Here is a 21594-nt window from a genome sequence, read left to right as displayed (position 1 = left end):
TTATCATAATAGAGGAGGGAGAGGATGAGAATAGGGTGGGCGTTAATGAACACTTTGTAAGCGTAAAGGGGAATATTTATGAGCTTTAAGTTAGCTATCATTGATGATGATCAAGAAGATATAGAAAGAATCAAGAAACTTGTGGGTGATGAGATGGAATGCACATGTTTTCAAGATGTTAAAGTGTTTGATACCAAGATATATTATGATGCACTATTTCTTGATATCGATATGCCAGAAAAATCAGGATTAGAGCTTGCGAGAGAATATCGTGCACTTCATCCCCATACATGTATTGTTTTTATTACTAATCATAATGAACTCGTCTATAAAGCTATTAATACGCATCCCTTTGATTTTATTAGAAAAGAGAATTTAGAAAAAGAACTTCCTCTTGTCCTCAAAGAACTTAAGCGAGAACTCACACCTCATCATACTATTTCATTTGTTATTAAAGGGGCAACATACATTATTAACGAAGAAGATATTTACTATTGCGAAAGCTTCAACCATATTACTATTGTTCATCTCAAAGACTCAGAACTTAGAGTAAATAGCCAGCTCAAGAGTATCATTTCAAAACTTACATCGCCTTATTTCATGCGCACAGGTCGCTCTTACTATGTCAATCTCAAACATGTAATAGCTCTAGAAAACCAAGAACTTATTCTTCATCAAATACATATTCCAATAAGTAGATATCATAAAAAAGCTATTCTAGAGAGATTAAAGGAGGTTAATCATGCATTTTGATATCATTCTTTTTGCACTGATCGCATTCTTTTTGAGCCGTTATCTTTATCACATCAAACAAACGACTTTATTATTTTCTTTGTTGGCGGCGATAGGACTTAGTTTTATAAGTAATGAGCGCATTGCTTATGGATTATTGATTGGGATAATGATAGTGCTCGTAGGATGGAAGAGGACTTTTGAAAGCATATTAGTATTATTGGGGTTAATTGTCATGAAGGTTCTTATTGTCCTGCTTTGTTTTTATGGGGCTGATTTCTTAGGTTATCATCTAGATTTCAATGCTGCAATGTTATATGGGAATATCACTTTAGCTATCGTTGTTTATCTGTTAAGAATGAAACTGAGGAAAGCTTTGTTTCAGTTAAGAAGCTATCATGCTATTGGTTATCTCGCTTTAAGTGGTTTACTGTCGCTTTATATGCTTATTCTCTTTTTTAGTTATAATCAAAGAACACCTAGCTTACTCGTCATATTAGTTATGGTGAGTATGCTTGTATATATGACTATTCTCTTATTACGAAAAGTGCAACAGGTGCAAATAGAAAATGATGACTTAACTTTTCATGAAAAGAATTATCAGATTCTTGAAGACAATCTTAATAACTTACAAGCTCAAAGACATCACCAAAGAAAATACATCCTCAACCTACTTAAAAATCTCAATGACCAGGATTATACAAGCCTAAGAGGTTCCCTGGAAAATGCTCTTATAACACTCAATAAAGCCTATACGATTCATACCGGTCAGGAAACAATGAACCGTATCATATCCTCAGTGCTTCCCCTTATTTTAGAAAAACATATTCAGCTTTATACGTCCTACTATGATGGTCTTGTCCCTCTAAGTAAGCAGGATTATGGCTTACTTATTTCAACACTCATCACTCATGCCATAAGGCAATGTCAAGAACCTAATAAAATCATGATTGATCAATATCAAGAAGATCATCACTATATCTTGGAAATCCGTTATACATCAAAAGTAATTGAACCTGTAGATGCTTATTTCCATTCAAATATGACTTATACGCTGAATGAGAACTATGTGATTATGCAATATCAAAAGATATGTGGATGAAATGATCTTTATCTGCATATCTTATATTTTTATTTCATGAAAATGTTGTATTTTTATTTGAAAGGGGTTGCATTTTCTTTTTGCGCATGTTAGTATACAACACGTCAAGGATAGTTATCGAAAGAGCTAAACCTATAAATATATAAATATGTAATATGTTTTTATGTTACAGCTTTATATATTTATAGGTTTTTTTATTGGAGGAGGGGATGTCATGAAGATTGAGAAAGCGCTTAATAATAATGTTGCGATTATTATTGATGGTGGTGAAGAGAAGATTGTGATGGGAAAGGGGATTGCCTTTTCTAAGCATAAGGGTGATGAAATCAGTTCTGATGCCATCGATAAGACATTTGTATTAAGTTCACCTGATTCATTAAATCAGTTTGCTCAATTACTAAAAGACATTCCTTATGAATATGTAACGCTTGCGCAAGAGATCATTGCTTACGCAAAGACGACATTGGGTAAGAAGCTTGATGAAAAAATAAATATTGATCTGACTGACCATATTTATACAGCTGTTAAGCGTTTAAAGGATGGCATTGTGATTAAAAATGCATTGTTATGGGATATTCAAAGATTTTATCAGGATGAATATACGATAGGTACTTATGCATTAGATGTGATTGAAAAGAAGTTTGGCGTACGTTTACCTGATGATGAAGCTGGCTTTATTGCCTTGCATATTGTGAATGCAGAATTGTCAGAAGGAAATCTTGAAGATATTTATGCGATTACTCAGATTATGCAGGAAATTATGAATATCATCAGACGTACTTTTAATAAGGACTTTGATCAACAGAATGTTTATTATTATCGCTTTATGACACATTTAAGATTCTTTGCGCAAAGACTTATTAATAAAACAACATATCAAGATGAAGATGACATGGATCTCTTTGAAATGATTAAAAAGAAGTATCCATCTTCCTATAAATGTACAGAAAGAATTAAAGAATTTGTGAAAAACCGCTATCACTATGATATATCAGGTGAAGAAGAAATGTACCTGACAATTCATATTGAGAGACTTGTTTATAAGTCATAGTGGTGTTATAGATGAAAGGATGTGAAAGATGATTAAGAAAAACGTACTCATGTAATTTTTGGATGGTGACATTAAGTTGGCCACACCTTCGTACATAACATCATTTTGTTCAAATTTATGATCGGAGGAAAAAGAAAAAATGGGTAAATATGAACAACTCGCTAGAGATATTTTGAAAGAAGTTGGTGGTAAAGAAAACATCAACTCATTAACACACTGTATTACAAGATTAAGATTTAAATTGAAGGATGAAAGCAAGGCTAATGATGACAACCTTAAGAATATGCCAGGTGTTGTTACAGTCATGCATTCAGCTGGTCAGTATCAGGTTGTTATTGGTAACCATGTGCCTGCAGTTTATGCCGATGTTTGTGAAATTGCTGGTATTAATGCTGGCGCTGCTGCTGATGAAGAAGAGGAAGCACCAAAGGGTGTATTCAACAAGCTTATTGATATCATTTCAGGCTGTTTCTCTCCAATCTTAGGCCCAATGTGTGCCGCAGGTATCATTAAAGGCTTAAATGCATTATTGAACTTCTTATTAGGTGCAAGTTATGCAACAAGTGGTACATACATGGTATTAAATGCCATTGGTGATGCTGTCTTCTACTTTATGCCAGTCATGTTAGGTTATTCTTCAGCTAAGAAATTCAAGCTTAATCCTGTAACTGGTATGCTTATTGGTGCAGCATTATGTTATCCTACAATCCAGGCTGATGCTTTAAAAGCTGCTGGAAAAGCTGTAGGTAGCTTAGGTATTTTAGGCTCTTACTATAAGACATTTGCAGGTATTCCATGGATTGCTGCTAACTATACATCAACTGTTGTTCCTGTACTAGTTGTAACTGCATTAGCAGGTAAAATTCAGAAACTTGCTAAGAAGCTTGTACCTGAAATGCTTCAGAACTTCTTTGTACCATTCTTTGTATTATTAATTTCTCTTCCTGTTGGTTTCTTAATCATTGGTCCTATTGTTTCATTAGCAACTAACGCTTTATCAACAGGCTTCACTTCATTATTTAAGATGTCTCCAGTTGTTGGTGGTGCTCTTGTTGGTTTCTTCTGGCAGATCTTAGTTATCTTTGGTTTACATTGGGCATTAGTACCATTAGCAATGATCAACATTACTACATTAGGTTATGATAACGTATTAGCTTCATCATTTGCTGTATCATTTGCTCAGACAGCTGCATTATTCGCAATGTTCTTAAAGATGAAAGATGAAAATCGTAAGGCATTAGCTTTACCAGCTGTTGTATCAGGTATTTGTGGTGTTACTGAACCATCAATCTATGGTTTCACATTACCAGAAAAGAAACCTTTCATCATTTCATGTATTGGTGGTGCTATTGGTGCTGCATTTACTGCTGTTATGAACGCTCCAACATATATCATGGGTGGTTTAGGTGTATTTGGTATCGTTAACTATATTTCACCAAAAGGTGATGCTCATGGTATGTATATACAGTTAATTGGTATCGCTATCGCAATGGTTATTTCTTTCGTACTTACATATATCTTATGGTTTGATCATAGTGAAGAAAAAACTGCTGAAACAAAAGCTCCAGAAAAAGCATCAGGACCAGAATCTATTGTATCTCCAGTAGCAGGCAAGGTTATCAACTTAAAAGAACTTAAAGATGCTGCATTTGCGGAAGGTGCACTTGGTACAGGCTTAGGTATTCTTCCTACAGATGGACATTTCTATGCCCCAGTTAATGGTACAGTCACAACATTATTCCCAACATTACATGCCATTGGTATTACAAGTGACAGTGGTGTTGAAGTGCTTATTCATATTGGCTTAGATACAGTACAGCTTGAAGGCAAAGGCTTCACAGCACATGTAAAACAGGGTGACCATATCACTGTAGGACAGCCATTAGTTGATGTTGACTTAAATGCTGTTAAGAAAGCTGGCTATGAAACACAGACTCCAGTCGTTATTACTAATACAAGAGATTTATTGGATGTATTACCTGTTGGTGAAGGCAATGTCACTGCTGGTGATGAGATTATCAAAATTATTAATTAAATTTTTCAAAAAAAGAATGAAAGTTTACACTTTCACTCTTTTTTACTAACATGGACATAGAAGGAGGAAATAAACATGAGTTTTCCTAGTGGATTTTTATGGGGCGGCGCAACAGCTGCCAATCAGGTAGAAGGCGGATGGAACGAAGGTGGTCGTGGACCAGCTTTAACTGATGTCACTACAGGAGGTTCGGTCAAAGAACCACGTTATGAAACATATATTGACAAAGATGGTAAGCCAGGCAAAAAGCTACAGAAGCAGCCATTACCAGATGGTGCACATTATGCAGTGCTAGATGGGTATCACTATCCAAACCATGAAGCAGTAGATTTCTATCATCATTATAAAGAAGATATTGCTTTATTTGCGGAAATGGGCTTTAAGACATATAGAATGTCTATTTCTTGGAGCAGACTTTATCCAAAAGGCATTGAAAAAGAACCAAACAAAGAAGGTGTTGAGTTCTATCGTAATGTCTTTATGGAACTTAAGAAATATAATATTGAACCATTAGTAACAATCTGGCATTTTGATACACCACTTTACTTAGAAGAACATGAAGGTGGCTGGCTTAATAGAGACCTTATTGAATACTATGTACGTTTCGCAACAACATGTTTTACAGAATATAATGGCTTAGTAAAATACTGGCTAACATTCAATGAAATCAACAATACAGTTATGTTCCTTGATATGTTTGGCAATAAAGCAACTGATGAAGATTATCAGAATGCCTACCAGATTCTTCACCATCAGTTTGTTGCAAGCGCAAAAGCAGTACAGATTGGTCATGCCATCAATCCTGATTATATGATTGGCTGTATGATCTGTGGTATCACACGTTATCCAGCTACATGTGATCCTAATGATATTCTTGCGAATAGATATGGCTGGGAAAAAGGTATCTTCTATTGTGGCGACGTCCAGGCTAAGGGCTATTATGGCACATATGCGAAAAGATTATGGGATGAACATAATGTCCACCTCAATATTACCGAAGAAGATCTTGTAGACTTAGAACGTGGTACTGTTGATATGTACACATTCTCTTATTACATGAGCTCACTTGAAACAACACATGAAGTTAAAGACAAAGTTTCAGGTAACTTCGTAGCAGGGGCTAGAAATGAATATCTTACATACTCAGACTGGGGCTGGGCACTTGATCCAAAAGGCTTACGTTACTATCTTGAAGTTATCTATGACCGCTATGAATTACCACTTATGGTTGTTGAAAACGGCTTAGGTGCATATGACAAGGTAGAAGAAGATGGCAGCATTCATGATGAATATCGTATTGACTACTATCGTCAGCACATCATTGAAATGAATAAAGCGATTGAACATGGTGTAGACCTCATCGGTTATACAACATGGGGATGTATTGACCTCGTATCAGCAGGTACTGGTGAAATGCGTAAACGTTATGGCTTCATTTATGTCGATATGGATGATGAAGGTAAAGGAAGTATGGCAAGAAGCCGCAAAGATTCATTCTATTGGTATAAGAAAGTCATTGCCTCTAATGGTGCGGATCTTGACTAAGTAAAAAGGGCACACTTGTGTCCTTTTTCAATACAATCATAAAACTATGAATCTTGTTATTGCTCGAATCCACCTCCTTGATAACCTCTTGCAATCTCATAAGACATTATTATATACACGTATTATGCCATCGAGATAATCTTCATTAGTATTCATGGAAACTAGAATTCATTGTTGATAGACTCTACCCATATCATGTGCATGAGGTATTATTTTGGCTATATCTTGATCTACCTTTGTGATGTCAAAATCACCCAATCCAATCACCTTTTTTAATATTTGATCATTGGCCATTGGGCCTTCTACCATATCATCATTACATTTCTAGACTTAGCTACAAAGTCAAGCTTATCATCACACACTTCTGGAAATGATAAAACTATTTACAATAGATTAACCTTCCTTTGTCAGTGCCTAACGTTTTGCTTTATTCTCATTTTTTGTACAATAGAACCCATTTTGGAGAATGCCCTGTAGCTTATAGTTCACCATAGAATGACACTATTGTCCTTTCATAAAAAGAAAAGACCAAGTTTTCACTTGGCCTAAGTTCTTATTTAAGTTTCCAGATATCTTCATTATACTGAGCAATTGTTCTGTCACTTGAGAAGAAGCCTGCTTTAGAGATGTTAATGAGCATCTTCTTAGCCCATGCCTTTCTGTCGTTGAAGTCGGCAATAGCTTGTTCTTTTGTCTGGATATAGTCTCTAGCATCAAGTAATGCCATGAACCAGTCTTTGTTTGTCATGTCATTATAAAGTCTGTAAAGGCATTCCTGATCACCAATAGCTTTCATTTCATCACTGACAATAAAGTCTACAAGTTTTCTTAATTCAGGATCATTTGCAAGAACATCCTGTGGGTGATAATCCCCATTCTGGTAATGGGCAATAACTGTATCTGCCTTAGCACCAAAGATATAGATGTTGTCATCACCAACGAATTCATGAATTTCAACATTGGCTCCATCATCAGTACCTAATGTTACAGCACCATTCAACATGAACTTCATATTTGAAGTACCACTAGCTTCCTTAGAAGCTAATGAAATCTGTTCAGAGAAATCAGCTGCTGGAATAATAGATTCTGCATATGTCACATTGTAGTTTTCTACCATCACAAGCTTTAAGTATGGTGATACTTCAGGGTCATTGTCAATGATCTGCTGTAAGCAGAGGATTGTGTGGATGATATCTTTGGCAAGAATATAGGCAGGAGCTGCTTTCGCACCAAAGATACATGTGATAGGATGAGCAGGCTTATTGCCAGCTTTGATCTGTAAGTACTGGTAGATAATATAGAGAACATTCATTTGCTGACGCTTATATTCATGTAATCTCTTAACCTGAACATCGAAGATTGATGAAGGATCAAGCTTAATGCCTTCCTTAGCTTCAATAACGTGAGCTAATTGTTCTTTCTTTGTCTGCTTGATGGCAAGTAATTCTTCAAGAACTGCATCATCATCAACGAATTTCTGTAATTCTTCGAGCTTGTTGGCATCTTCCTTATAGCCTTCACCAATAAGCTTATCGATAAATGCTGTTAATTCTTCATTACAAGATAATAACCATCTTCTGAATGTCACACCATTAGTCTTATTGTTGAAATGTGTTGGATAGAGCTTATAGAAATCATGTAATTCAGTATCTTTTAAGATATCTGTATGAATAGCTGCGACACCATTGATAGAGAAACCAAAGTGAATATCCATATGAGCCATATGAACAGTCTTGTTGGAATCAATGATGGCTACTTTTTCATCAGCACATCTTTCACTTGCAACAGCATCCAATGCTTCAATGATTGGAACTAACTGTGGAACGATTTCTTCAAGATAATACATTGGCCATTTTTCTAATGCTTCGGCTAAGATTGTGTGGTTTGTATAGGCACATGTCTTAGAAGTAATGTCGATTGCCTGTTTCATCGTCAAGCCTTCTTGCATCAGTAAACGAATTAATTCAGGAATGACCATTGATGGATGTGTATCATTGATCTGGATACATACATGCTTATCTAATTCTGTTAAGCTAATACCTCTCTTCTTGATGTCTTCAAGAATCATCTGAGCACCATTTGATACCATGAAGTATTGCTGATAAATACGTAATTTACGACCATCTTCATCACTATCATCAGGATAGAGGAATAAAGTCAAATTCTTTAAGATATTAGATTTATCAAACTGAATACCATCATGAACAATATGCTCATCAACAGAAGCAATATCAAATAAATGTAATTTATTCTTATTACCCTTATAACCTAAAACATCTAAATCATATAATTCAGATTTTAGAGAAAAGTCTTTGAAATCAACAGTATAGTGTTTGTTTGTAGGAATAAGCCATGAGTGGTCATCGATCCAAGGGTTTGGTGTTTCACACTGTTTGTTGTGGTCAAAGACCTGTTTGAATAAGCCTAAGTGATAATTTAAACCAACACCATCACCTGGAAGATCTAAAGTCGCAATAGAGTCTAAGAAACAAGCAGCCAGTCTACCTAAACCACCATTACCTAAAGAAGGTTCAGCTTCAATTTCTTCAATTTCTGCTAAGCTCTTGCCATTCGCTTCAAATAAATCTTTAACTTCCTTACGAATACCTAAGTTAATGAGGTTATTACTCATTAATTTACCAATCAAGAATTCAGCAGAGAAGTAGTAAACCTTACGGTCTCCTTCAATTGTCTTCTTATCTTCAAGTAATTCTTTAACAACACTTAATAAAGCAACATAAGCTTGTTCATCAGAACAATCCTTTAATGAAAGATTGAATAATGTCTGAACTCTTTCTTCAATTAACGTTTTAACATCCATCGGGTGTCTCTCCTTTAAATTCGGTTTGTTTTTTCTGTAATATCACGCATGCGATTTTTTAACGCATCAGTAAAGTCATTGGCATTTAAACGCCACATCCAGTTAATACCTAATGTATTAGGCTGATTCATACGTGCGCTATTATCAAGTTTGAGATAATCCTGCATTGGGATAATGCATTTATCACTCTTACTTGCCATGATACAATCAATGCTCATATCTACAAGTGTTGCATCATCATCACAATCTGTATGTAAGTAATCTTTAAGCATTTGTCTTTCTTCAGGATGAATATTCTTAAACCATCCCATCATTGTTTCATTGTCATGTGTACCTGTATAAACAACAGAATTCTCTGTGTAGTTATGTGGGAGGTAGTTGCTTGCACCTGAAGAGTCACGTGAGTCAAAAGCGAACTCAAAGACCTTCATGCCAGGATAGCCACACTGCGCAACCATTTCCTTAACTGTATCCGTTAAGTAACCTAAGTCTTCGGCAATGACATCAAGCTTGCCTAAAGATTCTTCAACAGTCTTAAATAAGTCATAGCCTGGACCTTTTTCCCAATGTCCATTAACAGCTGTCTCATCACCATAAGGAATAGAGAAATATTCATCAAAACCTCTGAAGTGATCAATACGTACAACATCATAAGCTTTCTTACAATAAGCAATTCTCTGAATCCACCAGGCATAACCTGTTTCCTTATGTTTCTTCCAGTCATAAAGTGGATTGCCCCAAAGCTGTCCTGTTGCTGAGAAACCATCAGGTGGTACACCGGCAACAGCTGTTGGCTTAACATCTTCATCAAGCTGGAAGAGCTCTGGCTGACCCCATACATCTGATGAGTCAAATGCTACATAAATAGGGATATCACCAATAATCTTTACCCCTTTACTGTTGGCATAAGCTCTTAAGGCATACCACTCTGTCCAGACAAAGTACTGAAGGAATTTATGATAGTTGATCTCACTAGCGAGCTCAGCTCTTTTTGCATTAAGTGCTTCTTCATCTCTTAAACGTAATTCACGAGGCCAGACTTCCCAGCCTTGATTATCATAAGATGCCTTGATTGCCATAAAGAGCGCATAGTCATCAAGCCACCATTTATTTTCTTCACAATAAGCCTGAAAATCTGCATCTTCAACAATATTGGAATTTTCATAAGCTTTTCTTAACAATGGATATCTATTTTCATATAGATATTCATAATTAACTTTATCGCTATTCACATCAGCTTCAGGTAAGTCTTCTTCATCTAAATAACCACGCTTTACAAATTCATCTAAAGAGATGAAATATGGGTTACCAGCAAAAGTAGAGAAAGACTGATAAGGTGAATCACCATATCCTGTAATACCTAAAGGAAGAATTTGCCAGTATGTCTGTTTAGCTTCTGCTAAGTCATCAACGAACTTATAGGCAGCTTCATCAAAGCAGCCAATCCCATATTTACTAGGCAAACTAGAAATAGATAGAAGCACACCACTTTTTCTCATAAATTATCCTCCATCAAAATACCATAATGATCTGAAACAACAGGTTCATTCTTCCCATCAAAGATCACTTCATGGCTTAATACATTTTCATCACGATTACACCAGATATAATCAATACGCATACCATCAACAGCTTCATCCCAGCCATCAATCTTGCCTTGAGCAGTGAAACGACCTGATACTTTTTTGGCAAGATCACGGGTATCTTTCCAGCCATCATTTTTTATAGTTTCATAGCTTTGATCTTTCAATACATCGGGAGCATTGAAGTCACCAGCAAGATAAACGGGCATATCTTTTGAAGCTGCTACACTTTTGAGTTTCTTCCATTGTTTGATAAAAGGCTCTTCATCATCATCCCACCAGCCAAGATGGGCAGTGTAGACGTAGAAGCTTTGTGTACCTTTGGTGATTTCAACACCAAGCGCGTTTCTCTTCTTCCAGAAAGAATAATCGTTTGTCGTAGTGAGTAATGTGTTTTCGCTAGCCGTAATTTTATGCTTAGAAAAGATGGCTAGACCTTCATCAAAACGGTCATAGCCAACTTTCACAGGAATATATGTCCAATAATACTTGCCTTCAAGAAGCTTACTCAAAGCAAGGGCAAAGTTATCTTCTTTAATGATATCTCTTCCAACATAATGTTCGTCGCAAGAAATACTCTTTGCATTCATTGTTTGATTCACTTCTTGTAAGGCAATGACATCAATATCACGACTTGAAATCACATGAGCGATTGCTTTAAGTTTATTGTCTTCATTTGCATCACTAAGTGAGTGCGTATTTAATGTCAGTAATTTCATTTATTTTCCAAGAGCGTCATTAATATCTGACTTGAGGACATCAGCTTTAGGACCATAGATAGCCTGTACACCATTATCCTTCTTCAAGAGTCCCTTGGCACCTTCCTTCTTCCAATCGTCAACATCAGCAACTTTATTGATATCATTAACAGTAACTCTTAAACGTGTCATACATGCATCAACTAACTGAATATTGTCACGACCACCAAGTAAGTTAATAATAGCTTCTACCTGAGCACTACCTTCATGGGCAGTAGATGCTTCATCACTTTCCATGTCATCATAGTTACCATTTCTACCAGGAGTAGCGAAGTTGAACTTCTTGATCATGAAGTTTGCAACAAAGTAACCAACAACAGCGAAGATAATACAAGCAATGATGAAGTTAATGATATCGCCACCAAGACCAGCCTGGATGGACATAGGCATACGTGTTAAGAATTCGATATTACCAAATGAGTGTACTCTTAAGTGTACTAAGTCACTGGCTGCGAAAGCAAGACCCTGAAGGACTGCATAAACAAGGTAAAGTGGAACAGCTGCAAACATGAACATGAATTCGATTGGTTCAGTTACACCAGTTAAGAATGTAGCAAGGAATGTAGAGACGAACATTGATTTATATTTATGTTGTTTATCTTTATCAACATTCTTATACATGGCAAGAGAGAAACCAGCTAACATACCAGTAGCACCAATCATCTGACCTACTTTGAAACGAGCTGGAGTAACTGTTGTAAGTAAGTGATTGTAAGCAGACATGTTGCCAGCTTTCTTAAGGTTGATTAAGTCTGTAACCCAAGCTAACCATAATGGATCCTGACCGAATACTTCTTTGCCCTTTTGAGCACCTGTTAAGATAGTATATGTACCACCAAATGAAGTGTAGTTCATTGGAATTGTAAGCATATGATGAAGACCGAATGGTAATAAGAGACGTTCTAATGTACCATATACGAATGGTGCGATAAATGGAGCTGTCTTAGAAGACTGGGCAATCCAGACACCAAATGCATTGATAGCACCCTGAACGAATGGCCATACAATTGACATTACGATAGCAATAACAACTGAGTGAACAATAACCATTAATGGAACGAAACGTTTACCATTGAAGAATGAAAGAGCGTCTGGTAATTTACGGAAGTTGTAGTATTTGTTGTAGACAACACCACCAACGAAACCGGAAATAATACCAACAAAGACACCCATATTAAGAGCAGCAGAACCAAGTACTGTTGTGAAATAACCACTGACTGGAATCTTAGCACCAAAGAGTGTATGCGTATAAACAGTAGTTGCACTGTTAACCATGTCAGCTGTAACACCAAAGATTGTACCTGTAATATTATTGATTAAGATAAATGCGATTACTGCAGCAAATGCCCCACCGGCACGATCTTTAGCCCAGTTACCACCAATAGCAGCGGCGAAGAGAATATGTAGGTTGTTGATGACAGCCCAACCAATCTGTTCCATAACAGTACCAATTGTCATCACAAATGAGACATCAGCACCGAACATCTGAACAACTTTACCAAGAGAAATCATTAAACCAGCAGCAGGCATAACAGCGATAACTGTCATTAAAGCTTTACCTAACTTCTGTAAGAAATCAAAGTTAATACCTTTTTTCTTCTTACCTTCAGCTGGAACATCTTTACTTGCAGGTGCATCTTCAATAACAAGCATATCCTGTCCAGCTTCATGATGACCTTCTTTGATGATCAGCTTTTTACCTTCAAGGTTTTCTGCTTTAGTGAAGACAACAGGTGTAATCGTATTAATGCCTTTAGATTTAAAGAAATCTAAATCAGCTTCATACAATAAATCACCTTTTTCAACAACCTGACCTTCTTTAACATGCCAAGTGAATCCTTCACCCTGTAAGTTAACAGTTTCAAGACCAAAGTGAATGAGAATTTCAATACCATCATCAGTCATTAAACCAACTGCATGTTTTGTAGGAGCCACCATTTTGACTGTAACGTCTGCAGGTGCATAAACTTTCCCGTCCTCTGGAATGATGGCACATCCATCACCCATCATCTTCTCGCTGAAGACTGGATCTGGGACATCTGTGATTGGCACGACTTTGCCCTTAATAGGCATACCTAAAACTTTCCCCTTACTCATTTCTTTTTCCTCCTGTAATGGGTTTTTGAGATAGAATTCTTTTCCCGTTTCATTCCATCTCTTTTCTTTACACATCCTATTTTATAGAATGTAAAAGCTTTCACAAGATAGTTTACGCAATATTCTTGCCTATTTACGCAACAATTATGCATATCTTGGCGCAATCATAGTGCAACGGTTGACAAATGCATGATTTAAGCGAAAAATAGGTGTGAGGTGATTTTATGGCAATAACAATTAAAGATATCGCAAAAAAGGCAGGTGTATCGCCTTCAACCGTCTCTCGTACCATCAACAATCATTATTCCATCAGCGAAGAGACAAAAGCTAAGGTACGAGCTGTTATGGATGAACTTGGCTATGTTTATGACAAAAGCCATTTACAGACCCATACGATTGGGGTTGTCTTTCCAAGATCAATGGTCGATGTTTACGAAAATCCTTTCTATCTTGAAATCGTCCGTGGTATTAGTTATCTCTGTAATAAAGAGCACTACACCCTTAATTTAATTACTGGTGCTGATTTCAGAGAAATTAAAACCAGTATTGAGATTGCAAACTGTGAAGGTTATATCTTCCTCTATGCTGATATCAATGAAGCCCTTACGCATTATATGGTTGAACATGAGATTCCCTATATTGTCATTGGTAAACCGGCTATGCAATCTGTCACTTCATTAAGTGTTGATACGGATAATGTGCAGGCTGGCTATGAAGCTGTGAAATATCTCATTAGTAAAGGCCATAAAAAGATTGGCTATATTGGAGCCGAAAAACATGCCCAATATGCCTTGGATCGCCGCATTGGCTATACACAAGCTATTACCGAAGCAGGCTATCCTCTTCGTGATAATTACATTCATACACTTTCTTCAAGCTATACCTATAGTCCGGATGACATTCTTTCCTTGCTTAGAAGTGAAAACTGTCCAACAGCTTTTGTCGTATGTGATGACATTTATGCTGTTATTATGACACGCTTGATTGATGAAGTAGGAAAGAGGGTACCTGATGATATTTCTCTTATTAGCTTCAATAATTCTATCTTTGCCCGTCTTGCCAATCCACCACTCACAACAATCGATGTCAATCCAAACCAGTTAGGCATGGAGGCTGTTGTTCAGATTGTCAAACATATTGAAACACCAACAATGTTTGCGACAAGAACAATCGTCCCTTTTACAATCAGAAAGCGACAAAGTGTTAAAAGTGTATAGTCATTTTTTTCACATTCACAATATAATATCGTATAAACAAATACAATCCTTAGAAGATTTTTTCAAAATATTTTTCTAAGGCTAGCTAGATAGTAACATGTTGATTGTTTTAAATCTTTTACATCGTGTATAATCATAGTATTCTCGTATATATCTAAGAAATCTATTATGAAGAGGTAAGGAAATGGATATAAAAATTATCTTTTTTGACATTGATGGAACATTGAAAAGTTTCCATAATGATGGCTTAACACCCGGTGTAATCCAGGCGCTTCGCCAAGTGCAACAACGTGGTATTAAGATTTTTATCGCGACCGGTAGAGCACCCTATATGATGCCACATTTTGATGGTGTGAATTTTGATGGCTATCTTTGTTTTAATGGCGGCTATAGCTATACAAAAGAGCGAGTGCTTTATCATAATGCTCTCGATAAGCAGGATATTGAGCAGCTTATACATAATGCCAAGATAATGGGTGAAGATGTATTGGTTGCTGGAGTTAAGGAAATGAGTGCGACTGGACTCAATAAGGCTCTTGAAGACTATATGAGCTTTGCGAAATTAAAAATCACAAATTATGGCGACAAACATTTACAAAATGTCCTTGATCACGATGTCTATCAGTTGATGGTTGGAACAAAAGAAGAACAGGATGCAGAGCTTCTTCAGGGCATTAAGAATTTGAAAGTTACAAGATGGTGGGACTGTGCTTGCGATATTGTTGATAAGGATTGTTCTAAGTCACAAGGCATCAGCCATGTCTTAGAAGCTTATGGTTATGATCGAGAGAATGTTATGGCTTTTGGTGATGGTGGCAATGACATGGATATGTTGGCATATGCAGGAATGGGCGTAGCTATGGGCAATGCGAAAGAAAAAGTCAAAGCCTGTGCCAATTATGTAACAGATTCTGTTGATGATGATGGCGTTGTGACTGCACTAAAACACTTCCATATTATATAGAAAGGTGATCATGATGAAATATAAGTATGATATCTGAGGATATATTTATGATGAGGATTTAGAAGAAAGACCAGTCAGTGATCTTGATTGTTGTCCTCGATGCCATATGGATCAAACTCATCTTAAACCTATAGAAGAATAGAGTGATGATATAATGATTGTGCTTTATGCTTTTTTCGATATAATACTTGTGGTGATATTATGATCAAAATTGTACAAGAAAAAGAAGCAAAATTTATAACTCATGCTGGCTCCTTCCATGCCGATGAAGTCATGGCAACGGCATTACTTGAAATACTCTATGATGAAATCTTGCTTGCAAGAGTAGGTGAGGTAGAAGAGGCGAAAGAAGATGCCTTTATTTATGATGTTGGCTTAGGTAACTACGACCATCATCAGGAAGATAAGGTAAGAAGAGAGAATGGCATTGCTTATTCATCCGTTGGGCTTATATGGCGTGATTATGGCAAGGAAGTTCTTAAGAAAATGGGTATTGAAGATAATCTGGAAGATTATTTCTTGGATATCGATGAACAACTCATTATGCCTATTGATGCTTTAGATAATGGCGAAGGTGAACGTGCTCCTATGACTATCACCAGTGTTATTTCTCTCAACAATCCCTTCTGGAATGCACAGAAGACAAGTGATGAAGCATTTCTTGAATCGGTTAGCTTTGCTCATACTGTATTTTGTGGATATGTTGATTATTTGACAACTGTTTATCAGGATCAGGAACTGGACTGGGATAAAGGCTATGAATGGCTTGATCAAGTCTTAAAGAAGCTTGTGCTTAATGTTGCCAATAAGGCAAACTGCTTTATTTATAATGAAGAAGGTAATGCTTTGGATATGTGGGACGAATATGGAGAAGATGTTCTGACATACTACCGGTGTCCTGTTGAGCATGCCCATCAAGGTGTTCATAATGTCCGCAAGATGTTTATTGATCCACTTTCCTATGAACGACCAGAATATGAAGGCATTACTTCCTATCCCATTGAACAAATCGCAATTATTCTAGGAGAGCATCAGGGAGAAGCCATGCTTGAAAAGATTTTTGATCGTTGTATTGAATCAGAAGCAAGTCGTCTTTGTGGTAATGACTATGTTGAACAATGTATTGATTTAGCCCAGGATCATATTGTCGTATTAAAGAAGTTTGCTCCATGGAAAGGGACATTATTAAAATCAGAAAGTCCTAAGGCCAATGATGTCTATCTCGTTGTCTTTCCTTCTCAAAGAGGTGGCTGGAACTACCAGGGTATTCCGCTCTCACCGGCAAGCTTTGACACACGTATAACTGTGCCAGAGGAATGGTGTGGGAAAAGGGACCAGGAATTAGCTGAGTTAACAGGTATTAAGGAAGCTCGCTTCATTCATCCCAATGGCTTTATTGGCGGCACGGATAGCTTTGAAGCAACGATTGCCCTAGCGAAAGCCATCATAGCTTATACCGAAAGTCAAAAGAAATAAGCTCTATCGCATGATTACGATAGAGCTCTTTTTTAGTCTTTTTTCATTTTTATTTTAATGGAACGCTTTATGGCATAAGGGGCAAATGCCTTTAATTTACCATTTTCAGCAGTGAACATTCTTGTATTTTCTGGTTTATCTCTTGTCAGATGAATGGCATCAAATTCACATTTTGTCGTACATAAACCACATCCAATACATCTGTTAACATCAACAATTGTCGCACCACAATGAAGACAACGATTCGTTTCATTCTTGACTTGTTTTTCTGTAAAAGGCATACGTAAGTCATCAAAGCTCTTTGCCACTTTCTTTAAACCAGGAATCTGACGGGAAGCATTATCGTAGCTTTCAATAGAAATATTGTTTTTATCGAGTTCATCAAAATGACGTAAATCACGCCCAATTGTGAGTGACTGCCCTTTGTGGACATAACGGTGAATGGACTCATAGCCATCTCTACCATCGGCAATCGCATCAATCGCAAAACGTGCACCATGATAGATATCACCACCGACAAAGATATCTGCTTCACCTGTCTGTCTTGTTATTGGATCGGCTATAATCGTACCATTCTCTCTTACTTCAACCAAGCTATGATCTAATAAATGCCCAAAGACTGGTGCTTGTCCAATGGCTAATAAGATATGATCACATGGTATTTCTTTAGTTGTTGTATCATCATAGATTGGATGGAAATGACCGTCCTTATCATAAACCTGGATACAACGCTTAAAGATCATGCTTTTTATTTTGTCATTTTCAACAACAATTTCCTGTGGTCCCCAGCCATAATTGATATCAACGCCTTCCTGTAAGGCTTCTTCAACTTCTTGTATATCTGCAGGCATTTCTTTTGGTGATTCGAGACAGAACATCATTGTCTTTGAACTGTTGATTCTTGCGGCTGTACGAGCAACATCAATCGCAACATTACCACCACCAATGACAACAGTTCTTCCATTTAAAATATCTGTTTGACCATGGTTAACACGGTTAAGGAATTCAACACCGTTGAGGGCATATTCTTCATTGGATATGTTGATTTTTCGACCTGACTGCATACCGATGGCAAGATAGAATGCTTTGTAGCCTTGTTCTCTTAAATCCTGCAGGGTGAGATCTTTGCCAACATTGACACCACATGCGATCTTCACACCCATTTTCTCAATCACACATATTTCTTTTTGAATCAAAGTGCGATCTAAACGGAAGGATGGAATACCATAACGTAACATACCGCCAGGTTCTTCTTCTTTTTCAAAGATTGTCACTGGATAACCATGCATACGTAAATAATAGGCGGCGGATAAACCGGCAGGACCAGCGCCAATAATGGCAACCTTGTAAGTATCATCCCACATCTTACCAATATCATTAGAACATTTTGGAATATAGAGATTATCATGACTTAATGCATGAAGAGATACGAACTTCTTGATTTCATCGATTGCTACAGCCTCATCAATAGTTCCTCTTGTACACTCATCTTCACAGCGACGATTACAAATAGCACCACATACAGCAGGTAATGGATTATCCTGCATGATTAATTTATAGGCCTCATCATAGCGACCCTGTTTCGCAAGTTCAATATAGCCTTGAACAGCAATATGAGCAGGGCAGGCTGACTTACATGGAGCTGTACCTGTTTTATAAGTATGTAGTTTTGCATCTTCTCTAAAATGCTTATTCCATTTTTCTGGACCCCACTTTGTCGCATCTGGTAATTCAGTTAATGGATATGTCTGATTTTCACCATCTTTCAAACATAGCTTTTGACCGAGCTTTGCAGCTCCAACAGGGCATATTTCGACACATTTTCCACAGCCAACACAATTGTCGGGATTAACATGGGCACGATAAGCCGATGCCGATAGATTAGGAGTGTTGAAGAGCTGAGAAGTACGCAATGCATTACATGTTGATGTATTACAATTACAAATACCCACAATCTTGTCTTCACCATCTAAGTTGGTAATCTGATGCACATAACCCTTTTCTTCAGCATTCTGTAAGATTTCCATGGCTTCATCATAGGTAATATAATGGGCATCTTTATGTGACTCAACAATATATTCCGCCATATCACCAACAGCTAAGCAATAATAATCTTCAACATTACCATCACCTTCTCCACGAATTGTCTGCTGTCTTCGACAAGAACAAATATCGGCACAAATCTTGTCATACTTTTTAAGCCAATAGGAAAGTTTTTCAAGGGAAACGGCTTTGCTATTTGCCTCAATAGCCTTTTCTACCGGGATGACATGCATCCCAATGCCCCCACCTCCAGGAGGAACCATGTGGGCAATTTTGCCGACTGGAACACTGGAAGCGTAATTGAAGAAGGTTGCGACTTCGGGATGTTTCTCAAGCAACTTACCATTCATCATCATATATTCACCACTACCAACGACCCATTGTGGTACGAAGTATTGTTTATGATGCGCGCTATTATCACGGTCGAATTCCAATAAGCCGATTCCTGCAATCTTCTCTGCCATCGCTTCAGCTTCATCAGGCGTCATATTATTTCTTTGTGCAAGTTCATACTTTGTCAGTTTAACAGTACGCTTTTTCTTGAATGATAACATAAAGCGTATTTCATCTTTTTCCAACAAACGATCAATCAACCAAAATTCAGGATTGTTTTCAGGTACTTTCTTCGAGAGTGCCATCTTCATATCACTTGTAATCATCACGACAAGTTTCTTGATGAGTTTAGCTTTTTCTTCATCAGCACACTTGTAATCATCAGGAAGAAAGTCTGAATCATTGAACATATAGTTCTTATAATCTTCTCTAATCATGTACCTACCTCTTATAATGTTTAATATCTATATTCATTTTAGTGCAATTAAGTCCACAAAAACAATATTTCACATAAAAGTAATAAAAACAAAATAGTGCCTATTACTTAACACAAAACAAAAAATCATTTAGAATGGTAATAGAAATGAAAGCGGATACAAAAAAGGGAGATGAAAGTATGAAAAACTATAATGTGTACCTCTATCATGATAATGAACCAATCACACAGGTTACTGCAAGAAATACTCTTGATGCCTATATGAAGGCTTATCAAAAAGTTCCAGATGAAGAAGAGAATGCGTTAACGGTAAGAGAAGCTTGGTCAGAAATCCAAAATGAATATCTTGATGAAAATGGTCAGCCAAGAGTTGCAGAAATACGTGCAAGTGCTTATACTGGCGAAAATCATGAACATAATACGGTCTATGGCGTTAAAATTGTATTGCCAGATAATGCCAACTTAGATATTCGTGCTGACTATGATAAGAATGGATTCTTTAATGTCTATCTTAATGGTAAGAAAATTTATTAATCATTATAGGGGCTTAATTGCCCCTATTCAATTAGGGAGAGATTAATGGATAAAGTGATATTTTTAGATATTGATGGTGTACTGAATAATGCAAGTACCAGCAATATTGTTGAAACAACAGGTTTTATTGGTGTAGATGAAAGAAATGTGAGGGTATTGGTGAAACTGATGAAGGAAGTGGATGCGGACATTGTGCTTTCGTCAACATGGCAAGCAGATCAACAAATGTATGACTATCTCACGGATACTCTTAAACAATATGATATTCATATATCGGATCAAACGAATGAAAAAGGAATATTAAGAGGAACGGCAATCAGGCAGTATATAAAGAAACATGATGTGAAGCATTATGTTGTCATTGATGATTGGATGTTTCCTGATTTCTTAAAAGGAAGTTTTCTAAAACATGTCATTAGGAGTGATGAAATGACAGGCTTAAAAGAAGAACAAATCCCAGAAATCATAAGGGCCCTATCCTTATAATGAGAATTGACTCTAAATATGCCTTTAGAAGCCTCAAATATCGCTTAAGAGAAACTTTCTTCACTTTTTTGAGAAAAACCCTTGCAAAGGGCGGAGATGCGTGGTACTATAGGCGAGCAGTCCCGAGAGGGACGCAGCCGAACACTGATAACTGAACAGAAACACGTCAGATAAACAAGAAAAGACATTCGGAAGAATGCAAGCAATAGAGAGAGCTAGATGCTCTCCATGAGACGATGGAGAGTTTGATCCTGGCTCAGGATGAACGCTGGCGGCGTGCCTAATACATGCAAGTCGGACGGAGCGCTTCGGCGCTCAGTGGCGAACGGGTGAGTAGCACATGGGCAACCTGCCCTTCAGAGGGGGACAACAGCTGGAAAC

At 37.0% G+C, this 21594-nt stretch carries 15 protein-coding genes and 1 rRNA gene; 11 read left to right on the top strand and 5 right to left on the bottom strand.

The window, feature by feature from the left end:
• Positions 1 to 78: 78 nt before the first annotated feature.
• From T529_RS0102830 to T529_RS0102810, 5 genes are all read left to right on the top strand, one after another.
• Positions 79 to 753 (top strand): LytR/AlgR family response regulator transcription factor, encoded by a 675-nt coding sequence (locus tag T529_RS0102830; RefSeq protein ID WP_033162109.1) that lies wholly within the window; start codon positions 79 to 81, stop codon positions 751 to 753.
• On the top strand, positions 743 to 1834 hold the full coding sequence (locus T529_RS0102825; protein ID WP_033162108.1) for an APC family permease: 1092 nt from the start codon (positions 743 to 745) through the stop codon (positions 1832 to 1834). Before T529_RS0102830 ends, T529_RS0102825 begins: the two co-directional genes overlap by 11 nt.
• A 214-nt stretch (positions 1835 to 2048) precedes the next feature.
• Positions 2049 to 2885 (top strand): BglG family transcription antiterminator LicT, encoded by an 837-nt coding sequence (gene licT / locus T529_RS0102820; RefSeq protein WP_033162107.1) that lies wholly within the window; start codon positions 2049 to 2051, stop codon positions 2883 to 2885.
• 139 nt (positions 2886 to 3024) lie between these two features.
• Positions 3025 to 4920, top strand: coding sequence for a beta-glucoside-specific PTS transporter subunit IIABC (locus tag T529_RS0102815; protein ID WP_033162106.1), 1896 nt, complete (start codon positions 3025 to 3027; stop codon positions 4918 to 4920).
• 75 nt (positions 4921 to 4995) lie between these two features.
• A complete protein-coding gene (locus T529_RS0102810) occupies positions 4996 to 6465 on the top strand; it encodes a glycoside hydrolase family 1 protein (protein WP_033162105.1) in 1470 nt (489 codons plus the stop codon).
• A gap of 553 nt (positions 6466 to 7018) precedes the next feature.
• On the opposite strand, the gene T529_RS0102805 is transcribed toward T529_RS0102810, so the two are convergent.
• From T529_RS0102805 to T529_RS0102790, 4 genes are read right to left on the bottom strand one after another with little or no spacing between them, the layout of a single operon-like run.
• Positions 7019 to 9286, bottom strand: coding sequence for a glycogen/starch/alpha-glucan phosphorylase (locus tag T529_RS0102805; protein WP_033162104.1), 2268 nt, complete (start codon positions 9284 to 9286; stop codon positions 7019 to 7021).
• A gap of 14 nt (positions 9287 to 9300) precedes the next feature.
• Entirely contained in the window at positions 9301 to 10785 is a 1485-nt protein-coding gene (gene malQ, locus T529_RS0102800) for a 4-alpha-glucanotransferase (protein ID WP_033162103.1), read from the bottom strand.
• A complete protein-coding gene (locus tag T529_RS0102795) occupies positions 10782 to 11588 on the bottom strand; it encodes an endonuclease/exonuclease/phosphatase family protein (protein WP_033162102.1) in 807 nt (268 codons plus the stop codon). The genes malQ and T529_RS0102795 overlap by 4 nt, the downstream gene beginning before the upstream one ends.
• Complete coding sequence (locus tag T529_RS0102790; protein ID WP_074732612.1) at positions 11589 to 13724, bottom strand: PTS transporter subunit IIBC; 2136 nt, start codon at positions 13722 to 13724, stop codon at positions 11589 to 11591.
• Between the two features lie 224 nt (positions 13725 to 13948).
• Between T529_RS0102790 and T529_RS0102785 the strand changes: the two genes are divergently transcribed.
• From T529_RS0102785 to T529_RS12450, 3 genes are all read left to right on the top strand, one after another.
• A complete protein-coding gene (locus T529_RS0102785) occupies positions 13949 to 14941 on the top strand; it encodes a LacI family DNA-binding transcriptional regulator (RefSeq protein WP_033162101.1) in 993 nt (330 codons plus the stop codon).
• Between the two features lie 184 nt (positions 14942 to 15125).
• Positions 15126 to 15905, top strand: coding sequence for a Cof-type HAD-IIB family hydrolase (locus tag T529_RS0102780; RefSeq protein ID WP_033162100.1), 780 nt, complete (start codon positions 15126 to 15128; stop codon positions 15903 to 15905).
• A 201-nt stretch (positions 15906 to 16106) separates the two neighbouring features.
• Positions 16107 to 17381, top strand: a complete 1275-nt coding sequence (locus T529_RS12450) for an MYG1 family protein (RefSeq protein ID WP_051646817.1) — start codon at positions 16107 to 16109, stop codon at positions 17379 to 17381.
• 32 nt (positions 17382 to 17413) lie between these two features.
• On the opposite strand, the gene T529_RS0102770 is transcribed toward T529_RS12450, so the two are convergent.
• Positions 17414 to 20194 carry an FAD-dependent oxidoreductase gene (locus tag T529_RS0102770; RefSeq protein WP_156032142.1) on the bottom strand — a complete coding sequence of 927 codons (2781 nt, stop codon included), beginning with the start codon at positions 20192 to 20194 and terminating at the stop codon, positions 17414 to 17416.
• 179 nt (positions 20195 to 20373) lie between these two features.
• On the opposite strand from T529_RS0102770, the gene T529_RS0102765 reads away from it, so the two are divergent.
• The 3 genes from T529_RS0102765 to T529_RS0102755 all read left to right on the top strand — a co-directional run.
• Positions 20374 to 20727, top strand: coding sequence for a hypothetical protein (locus tag T529_RS0102765; protein WP_074732842.1), 354 nt, complete (start codon positions 20374 to 20376; stop codon positions 20725 to 20727).
• Positions 20728 to 20772: 45 nt separating this feature from the next.
• Positions 20773 to 21213 (top strand): HAD domain-containing protein, encoded by a 441-nt coding sequence (locus T529_RS0102760; RefSeq protein ID WP_033162098.1) that lies wholly within the window; start codon positions 20773 to 20775, stop codon positions 21211 to 21213.
• A gap of 233 nt (positions 21214 to 21446) precedes the next feature.
• Positions 21447 to 21594: ribosomal RNA gene (locus tag T529_RS0102755) — 16S ribosomal RNA — on the top strand; the annotation flags it as partial.

The organism is Sharpea azabuensis DSM 18934, assembly GCF_000702165.1.
Taxonomy (GTDB): Bacteria; Bacillota_I; Bacilli_A; order Erysipelotrichales; family Coprobacillaceae; genus Sharpea; species Sharpea azabuensis.
Note: the sequence above shows the minus strand (reverse complement) of the source record. Positions and strands in the feature narration are given on the sequence as shown.